This window comes from Leucothrix mucor DSM 2157, from assembly GCF_000419525.1.
GTDB lineage: Bacteria > Pseudomonadota > Gammaproteobacteria > Thiotrichales > Thiotrichaceae > Leucothrix > Leucothrix mucor.
In genome coordinates this window covers 3,698,176-3,712,075 of record NZ_ATTE01000001.1, presented here as the reverse complement: position 1 = coordinate 3,712,075, position 13,900 = coordinate 3,698,176, and the positions used below count along the sequence as shown (strand labels likewise).

13 protein-coding genes are annotated in these 13,900 nt (G+C 50.6%); 12 read left to right on the top strand and 1 reads right to left on the bottom strand.

Features of this window, described 5'->3' with window-relative positions:
• Positions 1–2 precede the first annotated feature (2 nt).
• From pqqD to LEUMU_RS0116955, 12 genes are all read left to right on the top strand, one after another.
• Complete coding sequence (pqqD, locus tag LEUMU_RS0117010) at positions 3–272, top strand: pyrroloquinoline quinone biosynthesis peptide chaperone PqqD (RefSeq protein ID WP_022953506.1); 270 nt, start codon at positions 3–5, stop codon at positions 270–272.
• A complete protein-coding gene (gene pqqE / locus LEUMU_RS0117005; protein WP_022953505.1) occupies positions 259–1,389 on the top strand; it encodes a pyrroloquinoline quinone biosynthesis protein PqqE in 1,131 nt (376 codons plus the stop codon). Before pqqD ends, pqqE begins: the two co-directional genes overlap by 14 nt.
• Positions 1,390–2,349, top strand: a complete 960-nt coding sequence (pip, locus tag LEUMU_RS0117000; RefSeq protein WP_022953504.1) for a prolyl aminopeptidase — start codon at positions 1,390–1,392, stop codon at positions 2,347–2,349. It abuts the gene before it with no gap.
• 102 nt (positions 2,350–2,451) lie between these two features.
• Positions 2,452–3,822 (top strand): SWIM zinc finger family protein, encoded by a 1,371-nt coding sequence (locus tag LEUMU_RS26575; protein ID WP_022953503.1) that lies wholly within the window; start codon positions 2,452–2,454, stop codon positions 3,820–3,822.
• The gene (locus LEUMU_RS0116990; RefSeq protein WP_022953502.1) at positions 3,823–5,400 is read left to right on the top strand and encodes a DUF5691 domain-containing protein; all 1,578 of its coding nucleotides are present in this window, start codon (positions 3,823–3,825) and stop codon (positions 5,398–5,400) included.
• A 33-nt stretch (positions 5,401–5,433) separates the two neighbouring features.
• A complete protein-coding gene (locus LEUMU_RS0116985) occupies positions 5,434–6,528 on the top strand; it encodes an ATP-binding protein (protein ID WP_022953501.1) in 1,095 nt (364 codons plus the stop codon).
• 9 nt (positions 6,529–6,537) lie between these two features.
• Positions 6,538–9,063 (top strand): DUF5682 family protein, encoded by a 2,526-nt coding sequence (locus tag LEUMU_RS29230; RefSeq protein WP_022953500.1) that lies wholly within the window; start codon positions 6,538–6,540, stop codon positions 9,061–9,063.
• Complete coding sequence (locus LEUMU_RS0116975) at positions 9,056–10,219, top strand: VWA domain-containing protein (RefSeq protein WP_022953499.1); 1,164 nt, start codon at positions 9,056–9,058, stop codon at positions 10,217–10,219. Before LEUMU_RS29230 ends, LEUMU_RS0116975 begins: the two co-directional genes overlap by 8 nt.
• Before the next feature lie 146 nt (positions 10,220–10,365).
• Positions 10,366–11,112, top strand: coding sequence for a hypothetical protein (locus LEUMU_RS0116970; RefSeq protein WP_022953498.1), 747 nt, complete (start codon positions 10,366–10,368; stop codon positions 11,110–11,112).
• The gene (locus LEUMU_RS0116965) at positions 11,103–12,134 is read left to right on the top strand and encodes a hypothetical protein (protein ID WP_022953497.1); all 1,032 of its coding nucleotides are present in this window, start codon (positions 11,103–11,105) and stop codon (positions 12,132–12,134) included. Before LEUMU_RS0116970 ends, LEUMU_RS0116965 begins: the two co-directional genes overlap by 10 nt.
• Positions 12,135–12,264: 130 nt before the next feature.
• The gene (locus LEUMU_RS0116960; protein WP_022953496.1) at positions 12,265–12,501 is read left to right on the top strand and encodes a DUF6364 family protein; all 237 of its coding nucleotides are present in this window, start codon (positions 12,265–12,267) and stop codon (positions 12,499–12,501) included.
• The gene (locus LEUMU_RS0116955; protein ID WP_022953495.1) at positions 12,498–12,914 is read left to right on the top strand and encodes a PIN domain-containing protein; all 417 of its coding nucleotides are present in this window, start codon (positions 12,498–12,500) and stop codon (positions 12,912–12,914) included. Before LEUMU_RS0116960 ends, LEUMU_RS0116955 begins: the two co-directional genes overlap by 4 nt.
• 5 nt (positions 12,915–12,919) lie before the next feature.
• Here the strand turns inward: LEUMU_RS0116955 and LEUMU_RS0116950 are convergent, their stop codons facing one another.
• A complete protein-coding gene (locus tag LEUMU_RS0116950) occupies positions 12,920–13,882 on the bottom strand; it encodes an aldo/keto reductase (protein ID WP_022953494.1) in 963 nt (320 codons plus the stop codon).
• Positions 13,883–13,900: the final 18 nt, after the last annotated feature.

The window sequence follows — 13,900 nt, the reverse complement described above, 5'->3', positions numbered from 1 at the left end:
GAATGAACACGGGTACTGTTTATCAAATTAACCCCTTATTTCGTTTGCAATGGGAAGAGACGCAGCAGGGATATGTGTTGTTGTATCCGGAAGGCATGGTGCAGTTAGGCGCTAGCTCCGGCGAAATTATAAAAAGCATTGATGGTGAAAAAAGTGTTCAGGCAATTGCCGATGATTTGTCCGCGCGATTTGATGATCCGGAGGTTGCCGGTGATGTGATCGAGTTTATTGATGTCGCCGCCAAACAAGGGTGGTTGCATGCAAACGGCTGAGCGCGCTGGCCCGCCGCTTTGGTTGTTAGCCGAGCTGACTTACTCTTGCCCCTTGCAATGCCCATACTGCTCCAATCCGTTGGATATGGCGGACCATAAGCAAGAGCTAAGCACGGATGAGTGGATTAAAGTACTGCGCGATGCCCGCAAAATGGGGGCCACACAGCTTGGCTTTTCCGGCGGTGAGCCACTGGTGCGTAAGGATTTGGAAATCCTGATTAAAGAAGCGCGCTCACTGGGTTATTACACCAATCTGATTACCTCCGGCATTGGCATGGATGAGGCGCGGGTCAGGGCGTTTCGGGACGCGGGTTTGGATCATATTCAGGTAAGTTTTCAAGCCAGTAGCGAAGAGCTGAATAACTTCTTATGCGGTTCGGATAGCTTTCAGCATAAGCTGGAAATGGCGCGTCAGGTCAAAGCTCAAGGCTATCCCATGGTGCTGAATTTCGTATTACATCGTCATAATATTGATGATGTTGCTGCGATACTGGAACTCTCCAAAGCTTTAGAGGCTGATTATGTTGAGCTGGCAACTACGCAATATTATGGCTGGGCAAAGCACAACCAAAATAATCTGATGCCAACGCGTGAGCAGGTGTTCAATGCAGAAGCCATTGCCCATCAGTACCAGCGCGATCTGGAAGGCAAGATGCGCATTCTGTATGTGGTGCCGGATTACTTCGAAGATCGCCCTAAGCCCTGTATGAATGGCTGGGGTAGTATTTTCCTGACGATTGCGCCGGATGGCACAGCGCTGCCATGTCATTCTGCACGCATTATTCCGGGGCTGGAACTGCCCAATGTGAAGCAGCACAGTATTGACTGGATTTGGAATGAGTCGCGGGATTTCAATCAATTTCGCGGCTTTGAGTGGATGAAGGAGCCTTGCCGCAGTTGCGATGAAAAACACAAAGACTTTGGCGGTTGCCGCTGTCAGGCGCTAATGCTGACCGGTGATGCCAGCAATACAGACCCCGTGTGTGACAAGTCACCCAAGCATGCCGCCTTGCTAGAGGAGGTGGCGAGCATTGACGCAAAGCAGGTTACGGAGCAGCCATTAGTCTTCCGCAATATGCGCGAATCCAAAAAACTGATTACCGGTAACGCGATTTAAATGTCACTGTATCCACCCATTGAGCACGTTACTGATCACAGCCTTCAGGTGGATGCTCTACATCGGTTGTATGTGGAAGAGTCTGGTAATCCTCAAGGCGTGCCGGTTCTGTTTTTACATGGCGGGCCGGGAGGCAGCTGCAATGCAGACAACCGCCGCTATTTTGACCCAGCACGCTACCGCATTATTTTATTTGATCAGCGCGGGAGTGGTCGCTCAACACCCGTCGGTGGTGTAATCGACAATACCACGGCGCATTTGCTTTATGACATAGAGCTTATTCGTCGCTATCTGGGTATTAAGCAGTGGGTATTGTTTGCAGGCTCATGGGGTAGCACATTGGCATTACGCTATGCGCAGTTGCATCCGGAGCAGGTGCTAGGGATGGTATTGCGAGGTAGCTTTTTAGCAAGGCCTCGCGACTGGTTGTGGTTTATTGAGGAGGGCGGGCCACGCTTTTTCCCTCAGGTCTGGGCAGAGTTAGTCGCCTTATTACCAACTCAAACCATTGATTTACCCGTCACCGAGCGGCTGTATCAGGCCGTGTTCTCAGAGGATCAAACTCTCAGCCAGCAAGTGTCTGCACTGTGGCAATATTGGGGCCGCATTATGGTGAATCGTTCAGTGGATGTCGCTCGGTTTGAGCCGCAGGATTGGGCCGCCTGTGTGGCGCATTCACGCATTGAACTACACTATGCCAGACACGGTTATTTCCTCGATGATAACCAGATTTTGGAGTCGATGAGTAAGCTGCCACAAGTGCCGGTACGTTTGATTCATGGGCAGCAGGATTGGGTGTGTCCGGTGGAGTCTTCGTATTTACTGGCGCAGTTAATTGATGGCGCAAGCTTGCAAGTGCTGGAGGGCGTGGGGCATGTCGCTGGTGAGTCTGGTATGCAAAAAGCCTTGCGCGAAGGGGCTGATTGGGTACTGAGTAAATTAGCCTTAACTGGTGAGTGATTAGGCTTTTCTTATAGTTTAAGGCAGCGCGTCAGTAACAACTTGCAAAGCCTGTATGGCCTTCATACACTGCAGGCACTTAAACTCACCAATAAAAAACACATGAGTATTAGTTGGACGACTCAACACGTCGCGGCACTGGCCCCCGATGCGGCATCGCTCAAAGCCGGTGAAAAACTCGGAATGGCAGCCAAGTGGCAAACACTCGGTCGTGCCGATGTCACTATCTGGGGCGAGATTAAAGGCAGTGGTAAAAAGCCTTATCAAACCAGTATCGCCTTAGAGGAGCCCGCATTTAAATGTTCCTGCCCCAGCCGAAAATTCCCCTGTAAACATGGCGTTGCACTGGCCTTAGTCTTTGCCTCAAACCCTGATGACTTTCAAACCGCTGAGCCGCTGCCTTGGGTTCAGGAGTGGTTAGACAAGCGCGGCGCACGGGCTCAAAAGCAGATTAATAAGGCTGCTGAAAAAGACAAGCCCGTCGATGAAGCCACCTTAAAGAAACGTGAGCAAGCCCAGAAAAAGCGCGGTGCGGCTCGTGAGAAAAAGGTCGAAGCGGGAATTGAAGAGTTACGACGCTGGCTATTCGATCTGGTTCGACAGGGCATTGCACATAGCGATCAGCAACCTTGGGATCATATCGCAACGCGCATGGTTGACTCCCAAGCACCCGGACTGGCAAGACGCTTGCAGGCCATTGCTAATATTCGCTATCAACACAATGATTGGCAAGCGCGCACCTTAGCCGCGATCGCCAAACTCCATCTATTATTGGAAGCGTGGCAGCGGGTGATTAGCTTGCCAGAGTCGGTACAAAGCGATGTGCGTTCGCAAATCGGTTTTCCAGTCAACAAAGAAGAGGTGCTAACCGGTGATGCCATTAGTGACGATTGGTGCGTACTGGGACAATCTCAGGAGCAAGATGGCCAGATGCAAAGCCAGTTCACCTGGGTTTATGGCCGTGCCACAAAACAGTATGCCTTATTGCTGGATTTCTCCGGTTATGGACAGGCAATGACACTATATCCTGCAATTGGAACGGGGATGCCAGCGGAGTTAGTTTACTACCCTTCAGCCGTACCTCAGCGGGCGGTGCTCAAAGCCGAAGCCAATAGTTTAAACACAGAGTTATCCCCAGTAAATTCCGCGTTTATTTCGCTGGATGAGGTGCTGGAAAACTATGGCAAAGCGCTTGCTCAATGTCCTTGGCTGGAGCGCTTTCCGATGGCGTTAAAATCGGTGACTCCGGTCTCGCAGGATGGGCAGTGGTATTTGGTTGATGCTGAGCAAAAAAGCTTACCCATGCGAATTGTGACGGCGCAGGTCTGGCCGCTACTAGCCGCTGGTGGCGGGCATCCTCAGGATATATTCGGCAGTTGGGATGGCGATAAATTGCAAGTACTCAGCGCATGGGATGCCGGTACGCTATGTTGGGCAGATGGTGGTATTGCGATGAACGGTGGGAGTGTATAAATGAGTACTCAAGACCTGCAACAACAGCTGTTAAAAATTGCCTTGTTAGGGAGTGAACGACAGACTGAATCACCCCAAGCCAGTGGCCCACTACAAACAATGTTTCAACAGTTTTATCCACAGGGTAAAGTACCTACTGGTGAGGCGCGTGAATCGGCGCTACTTTCTGCCGTTGCTATGGTGCAGCAATATCAGGCTGTGGGGAGTTTATCAGCAACTTTTAGTGGCAGCTTGCCAGTGCCGGATGATAAGCCAGCTCGTAGCTATATTCCTGCCGCCGCGGAGATCCATTTGCGCCGTTTGCTGAATGATAAATCGCTACGCGCATTGCTGGATAGTTGGTTAGAGATAGTTGCGGATAAGCAGTTGCAAGTTCCGCCAGTTTATATCCCTGCCTTACTGGAAACGTCAAAGCAAAGCCGAGCGATTCGCCCCTTAGTGAGCGCGGTCGTTGGGTCACGTGGTCAATGGTTAGCGCAGCAAAATCCAGACTGGCAGTCGCTATTAACACTGGCTGTAACGGATGATAGTGAGCTGCCGGATGAGTCAATCTGGGAAGAGGGCAATACCGCGCAGCGTGTGGATTACCTTCGTAAAATACGAGCGATTGATGCCGTTGCCGCTCTGACTTTATTGCAAGCCGTATGGAAGCAGGAAGCTGCCGCTGTCCGACAGGAATTACTGCAAACCTTACGCACCGGTTTAACGCTAGCTGATGAAGAATGGCTGGAGTCTTGTTTGGATGATCGCAGTAAAGGTGTACGACAAGTTGCCGCGACCTTGCTGGGTAGTTTACCGGACTCCGCCTTTAGCCAGCGCCATCAAGCAAGATTAAACAGTTGGCTGCAGCTTCAGAAAAAAGGCGGCTTGCTGTCGAAATTAAGCGGTAAGCAAGAGCTGATTGTTAATCCACCCGAAGCTTGGGAGAAGGATTGGCTACGCGATGGCATTGAAGAGAATCCACCTAAAGGCAAGGGCGCTAAAGCATGGTGGTTGGAACAATCATTAGCCTTGGTGCCTCCGGTCATTTGGGTTTCAAAATGGTCATTGGCTCCCGACAGCTTATTATCGCTGACCGCAAAGCATGACTGGGCCAGCGCAATAATGGGCGGCTGGCAAAAAGCCTTAGTGGAATATCCTGATCCTGACTGGATTACCGGATGGCTGACTAAAATGAATCATGAGATTCCGGCACTGTGGGCGGCTTTGGCTCCGGATCAAGCAGAGAGCTGTATGCTCGAACTGATGAAAACCGCTGAGGGCGATAAAAGTTTATCGCTATTGAGCCAGCTGAATCACCCCTGGAGTCAGGCGTTTTCCCGAGCACTTTTGCCACTATTGGGAGCTGCGGTACGTCGCTCGATGACTGACCTTGGCAGTCATCATTATGGTCTGAACGGCTTTATGCAACACATCTCAAGCCACCTTCATTTGTCCTGTGTTGATGAGCTGGTGAAGCAGTTAAAGCCGCTGCTGGAAAATGATAATGAATACGATTACTGGCAGCGCGCTTTAACTGAAACGCTGTTTACGCTGGGCTTTCGGGCAGATATGAACGCCGCGCTAAATTCAAAATAAATCATAAATAGACAACGAACATAGGATTACCCCATGAGTGAGACTCAAATTAAACGCGTTTTGCGCCAGCATGCCGAAACGGAATTCGCCCATGAACTCGCCGCCTTAGTCGAGCAGGATCAACATGCGCGTCCGCCGAATTGGGTGATGTCGCCGTGGGCTGTGCGCACGTATTTGATGGGTGGCACCTTGCCAGATGGTACTGAGATTTCTGCCAAATACATTGGTAATTCCCGCCTGATGGAAATTGCCATTGCCACGCTAACCACAGACCGCGCGCTGTTGTTATATGGTTTACCGGGTACGGCGAAATCGTGGGTATCCGAGCACTTGGCAGCAGCGGTTTCTGGTCGCTCGACTTTGATTGTGCAGGGTACGGCAGGCACCGGTGAAGAGACACTACGTTACAACTGGAACTATGCGCAACTGATTGCCAAAGGCCCATCGGACGAGGCGCTGATTGAAAGCCCTGTCATGCATGGTATGCGCAATGGTTTGGTAGTGCGTGTGGAAGAACTGACCCGCGTACCGGCGGATGTGCAGGATACGTTGATCACGATTCTCTCTGAGAAAACGCTGCCGATTCCTGAGTTAAATACGGAGTGTCAGGCAGAGCAAGGCTTTAATCTAATCGCCACCGCTAACAACCGCGACAAAGGTGTGAATGATTTATCCAGCGCCCTGAAGCGTCGTTTTAATACCGTGATTTTGCCACTGCCGGATTCCCTGGAAGAAGAAGCGGATATTGTTAATCGCCGTGTAGAAAGTTTGGGCCGTGCGCTTGAGTTACCCACTGAGAAACCAGCGCTGGAAGAGATTCGTCGTATAGTGACTATTTTCCGTGAATTGCGCAGTGGCGTAACGGTGGATGGCAAAACAAAATTGAAAGTGCCCAGTGGCACCTTGAGCACGGCTGAGGCGATTTCGGTGATGGGTAGTGGCATGGCTTTGGCGGCACACTTTGGTGACGGCAGTTTAACCGCGCAAGACTTGGCTTCCAGCTTAGTTGGTGCCGTGGTGAAAGATCCTGTGCAGGATGGTGTGGTGTGGAAAGAGTATCTGGAAACGGTTGTTAAAGAGCGCTCGGATTGGAAGGATTTGTATCGGGCATGTCGGAATACTTTGTAAGGAACTGCCATGCCACATCATGTTTTTGGGATTCGCCATCATGGCCCTGGTTCAGCACGTAGCTTAGTTCAGGCTTTAGAGGCGCTGCAGCCAGATTGTATTTTGGTGGAAGGCCCGCCGGAAGCTGACGGGATTTTATCGCTGACGCTGCACGAGCAAATGAAGCCGCCGGTTGCACTGCTGGCTTATGCGCCGGATGAGCCACAGCGGGCGGTTTATTATCCGTTTGTAGCGTTTTCGCCAGAGTGGCAGGCAATTCGCTATGCCTTGCTGAATAAGATTCCAGTGCAGTTTATGGACTTGCCGGTTGGGATGAGTTTTGCGCGGGAGAAAGGCTTTGAAGAAGCTGCGCAGAAAGCGGCTGAGGAAGCGTTGGCGGCTTTGGATGAGGAGGGTTCTGAGGATGAGGTTGGCGTTGAAAATGATGCTGAGATTGGTTCTGATGCGAAATCTGAATTAGTTGATGACTCTGATGAATCGGATATTGAGCAAGCATTCGATCAAACTGCCAATATTCGTCGCGACCCTTTAGCCTTACTCGCAGAAGCCGCCGGTTACAGCGATAGCGAGCGCTGGTGGGAGCATATGATCGAAGAGCGTCAGGATTCCAGCGAGCTGTTTGAAGCCATCGCCGAAGCCATGACTGCACTGCGCGCCGAAGTCGATGCAGCCAGCCCGCGAGACACTCTTGACCACGAACGTGAGCAACTTCGCGAAGCGCATATGCGTAAAACCCTGCGCAAAGCGATCAAAGATGGCTATGAAAATATTGCCGTAGTTTGCGGCGCGTGGCATGTGCCTGCACTGCAAACATTGCCCACTGCTAAATCCGACAATGATTTGTTAAAAGGCCTGCCAAAACTTAAAACTGCGACCACTTGGGTACCGTGGACGCACAGCCGGTTGAGCAGTGCCAGTGGCTATGGTGCGGGCGTCACATCACCCGGCTGGTATGCGCATATTTGGAAGGAGTCTGATTCAGTCGCAGCTAAAGTGATAGCACAAACTATTAGTGATGACTCAGCTACGAGCACCTCGGAGCAAGCTAGTGCAGTGGACTCGGAAGCTACGACCAACTCAACTGATGTCATTGTTGCAAATATTGCCAAAGGCACACCTAAACAATCAATCAGTCTAACCACGCACTGGCTAACCCAAGTTGCACACACATTCCGCGAGCAAGGTTTGGATATTTCCTCTGCTCATGTTATTGAAGCCGTACGCTTGGCCGAAGCCTTAGCCGCCATGCGCGGACGTCCGCAAGCGGGCTTAGCTGAAATGAATGAAGCGGTACGCAGCGTGATGTTATTTGGCGATGATATGCCAATGCGCCTGCTGCATGAAAAACTGATTATCGGTGAAGTGCTGGGCGCAGTGCCGGATGAAACGCCGCAAACGCCACTGCAACAAGACCTCAGTAAACAACAGCGCCGTTTACGACTAAAACCAGAAGCCAGCGATAAAGAAATCATACTGGATCTGCGTAAACCAAATGATCTGGAAAAGAGCTGCTTGCTAAGGCGCTTAGGTATTTTAGGCATTGAATGGGGCGAGGGTGGCCGACGAGCCAGTGGCAAAGGAACCTTTAAAGAAAGCTGGCGTTTACGTTGGCAGCCCGAGTTTGAAATCCAGCTAATCGAAGCCGGACTTTGGGGTAACACGCTGGAACAAGCAGCCACAGCCAAACTCATTCAAACTGCCAACGATACCCGTTCACTGGCAACCTTAGCGGAGATGGCACACTCCTCGTTGTATGCTGATTTACCCGCTGCGGTTGACCATTTAATGCGGCGTTTGCAGGATGAAGCCGCGGTCAATAGCGACATTGCCGAACTCATGCAAGCACTGCCCGAGTTGGCGCGTCTGTTACGTTATGGTGATGTGCGTCAGACTTCGGTTAAGCAAGTCGCCAGTGTGGTCAATGGCATGGTCACGCGAATTTGTATCGGCTTGCCTAATGCCTGTCACTCTTTAAATGAAGAAGCGGCTGAGGCCATGTTCCTGCAAATTCAGGGCGTGCAGGAAGCGGTTGGCTTGCTGGATGACGAGGATTACACCGAACAATGGATGCAGGCGCTGGTGTATTTATCCGATCAACCTGAGCTGCAAGCTTTGCTGGCGGGTCGTTGTTGCCGCTTATTGCTGCAAGCGGGCAGGTTGGATGAGGATGAAAGTGCGCGTCGATTTGGACTGGCTTTGTCAGCGGCAAATGATCCGGCACAAGCAGCTAGTTGGGTCGATGGTTTCTTGCGCGGTAGCGGTCAGTTACTGATTTACGATGAGTCCTTGTGGGCGCTGATTGATAGCTGGGTTAGCCAATTATCCGCCGACACTTTCCAGCAATTATTGCCGGTATTACGCCGCACGTTCTCCACTTTCGAAGCGCCAGAGCGTCGTCAAATGGGCGAGCGAGTGAAAAATGGTGTGGCGGCATTACCAGCAGTTGCGGCCGTGAGTGATTTAGACGAACAACGTGCCGCATTGGCCTTGCCATTACTGGCGCAGATTTTAGGATTGGAGGTATCTGATGTCTGAAGCACAGCAAGCGGAACGCGAAAAACGCTGGCGTTTGATTCTGGGTGGCGGCGAAGCCGATGGCATTGGTTGCCAGCTTAGTGGCACTGAGCAAGGTATCGATAATTGCTTGTCTGCTGTGTATGGCGATGGCGCAGGGCGTACAGGTCAACGTGGTAGTTTGGGAGCATCAGCTCCGAATGTGACTCGCTGGCTGGGTGATATTCGTCAGTACTTTCCGGCTTCGGTCGTGCGCGTGATTCAGCAGGATGCGATTGAGCGACTCGGGCTGCGGCAGTTGCTGCTGGAACCGGAAGTGCTGGAAGCGGTGGAGGCCGATATTCACTTGGTCTCCACGCTGATTTCACTAAAAGATGTGATTCCCTCCAAAACCAAAGACACCGCACGTCAAGTGGTAGCCAAGGTTGTTGAAGACCTGATGCGTCGTTTAGAACAGCCAATGCAACAAGCGGTAAAAGGTGCGCTGAATCGCTCTGTTCGCAACCGCCGACCACGTTTGCAGGAGATGGACTGGAATCGCACCATCCGTGCCAATATCAAAAATTACCTGCCGGAATACAACACCATTGTGCCCGAGATTCGTATTGGCTATGGGCGTAAACGCTCTGCGCTGAAAGACGTGGTTCTGTGTATCGACCAAAGTGGTTCGATGGCACCGTCGGTGGTGTATTCCAGTATTTTTGCGGCGGTTATGGCATCGCTGCCAGCGCTGAGTACCAAGATGGTGGTGTTCGATACTTCAGTCGTGGATTTAACCGATGAGTTACATGATGATCCGGTGGATTTATTGTTTGGCTTGCAGTTGGGGGGAGGCACTGATATCAACCGTGCCGTGGGCTATTGTCAGGGACTGATCTCTCGTCCGGATGACAGTATTTTTATATTGATCAGTGATTTATATGAAGGGGGCAATGGCGCGGAGATGGTAAAACGGGTTGCGCAGTTGGTGGAGTCCGGCGTTCAAGTGATTACCTTATTGGCGCTGAGCGATGATGGCGCGCCGTTTTATGATCACCATATGGCGGAGACCTTTTCAGCGATGGGTGTGCCGACCTTTGCCTGTACCCCAGACCAGTTTCCGGAGTTAATGGCGCACGCCTTAAGTCGGCAGGATATTGATGTTTGGGCAGCTAAAGAGGGGATTGTGGTGCAGTGATGAGGCTGTATTGACAGGGGCTTATCCCGCACAGGGTTGATCTTCCGTGCAGACAACAGTATTGTCTTATTCTATTGTGTTTCGCGTCTGGAAACCTTAAGTTTTATCTGCCAACAAGGAGTTCGGGCGTAATAAGGAGTGAGACCATGAAGACGTTCTTATGGCGCAGCCTGCTCATCATCAGCTTTGGCATGATCGGGATGTATGTGGGAGCTTGGGTCGGAGCCACCTTTTTCGTACCTAAAAGCGCAGGTCTTGCTGGTGGTGCCATGGTGTTGGGCTATGCTTTGATGGGGCTTGTTGGCTTTGCTATTGTGGGTGCTGTGATCGCGTTTCGTCAGCAGGGAAGCCAACTGCGAAGCACTGCTCTGATTGTGGGGGTACCGGTGCTGCTTTTCTATCTGGGCTTAGCCGTAAACGCACTAATGAAAGCTGCGGCCGATCGTGAGCCGGATGAAGCATTTGCACCAGCGGGTCGCTTTACAGTCACGATGGAAAGAGTCGATACAAGTGACCCCTATCTCTTTGTTCGAATGCATGTTGACTCGAATGCCAGGACTTGGGAGCAAACCGGCCCAGCGCCGGATAACCAAGTCTGTTATGCAACCTCGAAAGCTAAAAACCTGATCGAAATTCGGGATGCTCTGGAGTCATTACTCGCTGTAAGCGACACTAAGTTGGCCGATTGCAATCAGGCAGATCAGCCTGAAATCAAGCGTCTGCAATGGGATTTGATAGATGGGCGTACAAAGCAGGGTAGTGTAACGCTGCCCATAAAAGGAACTTTGGGAGTCAATGAAAGTTGCCTGCGTCAACATTTTGAGATTACACGCGTTTTTTCGTTGGTCGAAAAAATATCGCAACAAGGTGGAGGTAAAGTCCGATGCAAATAAACCGTTTACTATTATTACTCCTGCTGGGACCGAGTCTGGCCTATGCGGCCCCGACGCAAACCTGCGAACCCACACCACTTCGGCATGCCAAGGAGATTCAGGGCGAGGTCGCTGGTAAGAATAGCTTTCAGGCCCGTGTGAACGATGCCTGGGTCTTCAGTCTGGAGCCTGCCGACTATGGCTGGGATATACGCTTGCGTGATGAGCAACAGATGGACCTAACGCAGATCACACCGCCTTTTCGTACGCCGCCAAATCCACGGGAGATTTATGGTTGGCATTTCCGGAATGCCGCCAATACTTTGGGAAACACTGGCGACGTGAATGCCCCTCAGCGCTTACGTTTGTTCGAGTTTTCAGGTGCTTTAAGTGGTACTGGTGGCTTTCGCCCGCCTCAAGGGGAGACTACTCAACCTGAAGCATCTAATAATGGCCGAGGTGCTTTGACTATTGTGGATATGGGGCTGGCTGATCTGGAGCCAGGGCAGAAGGCACGGATGAATTACATGCAATTTAATGTCTGTCTCAGCTGGCTAAAAACGCCGGAAGAAATCCTTGCAGAACAAAACGCGCAAAGCCCGACCTTTCTGGATGAAGAGCTCGAAATTCTATACGGCTGTGGACTAGACCCTAAGCAATATGAGCCGTCTGCCTGGGTTCTGCCTCGCTGGGTGCAAGCAGACCTTGATGGTGACGATGCCATTGATGACATGGTGCCAATTATCAGAACCTCAGATGGACAGCATGGTATTGCTATATGCAGAGCGGGCACTTGGCTATCACTGATCGGCTACGGGCCGGATGCTAAATTACCGCTAAAAACCAAAACAGGGGAGCCGAAAACAGAGACTTACCTCAGTCTGGCTCAATACCTCAAAGCCACCGAATACTGGAAAATAGACAAGGATGATAAAGGACGTGACCGCCTAATTCTCGGGCGCATGGAAAAGGCAGAACTGGGTATTTCCTGGAATGATCAGGAGTTTGTGCATGAATTGTTATGGGTTTTTGTTGAGCCTTAATTGGCCATTGAGAGTGTGGGTTGACATACTTCTTGCTTCAAGGTTGCCTCCTTCAGAATACTGTAACTTGTTTTTAACGAGTGGATGACGTATTAATATTTTATAAATATACGTCTATAGGTGTAGGGATATGCAAACAAAACTCACATTACGGGTGGATGACTCCTTAATCCAGCAAGCTAAGGACTACGCAAAACAGAATGACAAATCGTTGTCACAGATAGTAGCAGACTACTTTCGCGCCCTAACAGAGAGCAAGGAGCTCGTGGGTAATGCCCCCATTACTCAATCTTTGATCGGTGTTTTGGATGTGCCAGATGTGGATGAGCTAGATTATAAGAGGCACTTAGAGGACAAGTACCTGTGAAGGTTTTGATTGATACCAACGTCATTCTTGATGTGCTTCTAAACCGTGCTCCGTTTGTTGAGTTATCCGCTAATATTGTTAGCTCGGTTGAAACGAGAGAGATAGAAGGTTACTTATGCGCAACAACAGTGACGACGTTGGACTACTTAATATCTAAAGCTAAAAACCGTCAACAGGCCAAGTCTGAAATAAAGAAGCTGCTGCACTTATTCGGGATAAGTGATGTAAATGCACGTGTTTTAGGCTTGGCGGCTGACTCTGAGTTTACGGACTTTGAGGATGCTGTTTTATACTATTCAGGTAAGTGCACTGGTGTTGACTGCTTGGTTACCCAGAATGTTAAAGACTTTAAACATGCAAGTTTGCCAGTTTATACACCTGAAGAGCTGTGGGGTATATTGTTAGTTAGGTAAGCGAATTAATCCGCAGCCTTAGCCAGTATCTTCTGCGCCGCATCAAGATTAAGCTGAAGAATCCCCGTATCACCCGTCCCCAACAACACTGAAGTTGCAGATGGGTGATTCATCGCAAACTGCAGCGCCGCTTCCGCAATAGACAACCCAGCTTCACTAGCCTCTACCTCAAGTTCCCGCACAGCCTCCAATACCGCTTCAGGCGCCGGCCCATAATCATAAGTCGCTCCAGCTTTCGCTCCAGTGGCCAAAATCCCAGAGTTAAAAATACCCCCCAGCACCAAGCTAGTACCCATCTCACGACAAAGCCCCGTCAGCTCCATTTCCGCCGAGCGATCAAGCAAACTCAGGCGCCCTGCAATCAAAATCACATCCAACGGAACCTGCTTCATAATATCAACACAGACCTGTGTTTCATTCACGCCAAGTCCAAAGGCAGCGATTTTCCCCTCTGCTTTGAGTCGTTTTAATTCATCAGCACCGGTTGTGAGAAAGTCATGCATGTGGCGAGCATTCTCTGCCTCGCCATGGGTGTAAACCCCAATATCATGCACATACAGAATATCGATGTAATCAGTCTGAAGCCGTTCGCAACTGCTTTCAAAGTTCTCACGAATGCCTTTAGCTGAATAGTCGTAGCGCACATTATTCGGCAATGGATTAACAAAGCCATCGGCTTCTGACATTGGCTTGCCGGGCGATAATACACGCCCAACTTTGGTTGAAATCACATAGTCAGTTCGAGGCTTATCACTCAGAAACTGACCGAGCCGTTGCTCCGATAATCCACGTCCATAATGTGGCGCGGTATCGAAATAATTAATCTCAGCATCCCATGCATGGCTAAGTACCGCCTGTGCCTGTTGATCAGAAATGGCCTGTGCCAGATTACCAAGGCTTGCTCCGCCAAATGAAAGCTGGGTGACTTCAAGTCCGGTATTGCCAATCTTATTCTTCAACAGTTGCATGATGTTTCGCTCCGGTGC

Excerpts from the sequence above, each read along its gene's own strand:
- LEUMU_RS0116975 (WP_022953499.1), top strand. The coding sequence starts at position 9,056 with ATGTCTGAAGCACAGCAAGCGGAACGCGAAAAACGCTGGCGTTTGATT.
- LEUMU_RS0116970 (WP_022953498.1), top strand. The coding sequence starts at position 10,366 with ATGAAGACGTTCTTATGGCGCAGCCTGCTCATCATCAGCTTTGGCATG.
- LEUMU_RS29230 (WP_022953500.1), top strand. The coding sequence starts at position 6,538 with ATGCCACATCATGTTTTTGGGATTCGCCATCATGGCCCTGGTTCAGCA.
- LEUMU_RS0116950 (WP_022953494.1), bottom strand. The coding sequence starts at position 13,882 with ATGCAACTGTTGAAGAATAAGATTGGCAATACCGGACTTGAAGTCACC.
- LEUMU_RS0116990 (WP_022953502.1), top strand. The coding sequence starts at position 3,823 with ATGAGTACTCAAGACCTGCAACAACAGCTGTTAAAAATTGCCTTGTTA.
- LEUMU_RS26575 (WP_022953503.1), top strand. The coding sequence starts at position 2,452 with ATGAGTATTAGTTGGACGACTCAACACGTCGCGGCACTGGCCCCCGAT.
- pip (WP_022953504.1), top strand. The coding sequence starts at position 1,390 with ATGTCACTGTATCCACCCATTGAGCACGTTACTGATCACAGCCTTCAG.
- LEUMU_RS0116960 (WP_022953496.1), top strand. The coding sequence starts at position 12,265 with ATGCAAACAAAACTCACATTACGGGTGGATGACTCCTTAATCCAGCAA.
- LEUMU_RS0116985 (WP_022953501.1), top strand. The coding sequence starts at position 5,434 with ATGAGTGAGACTCAAATTAAACGCGTTTTGCGCCAGCATGCCGAAACG.
- pqqE (WP_022953505.1), top strand. The coding sequence starts at position 259 with ATGCAAACGGCTGAGCGCGCTGGCCCGCCGCTTTGGTTGTTAGCCGAG.
- LEUMU_RS0116965 (WP_022953497.1), top strand. The coding sequence starts at position 11,103 with ATGCAAATAAACCGTTTACTATTATTACTCCTGCTGGGACCGAGTCTG.
- pqqD (WP_022953506.1), top strand. The coding sequence starts at position 3 with ATGAACACGGGTACTGTTTATCAAATTAACCCCTTATTTCGTTTGCAA.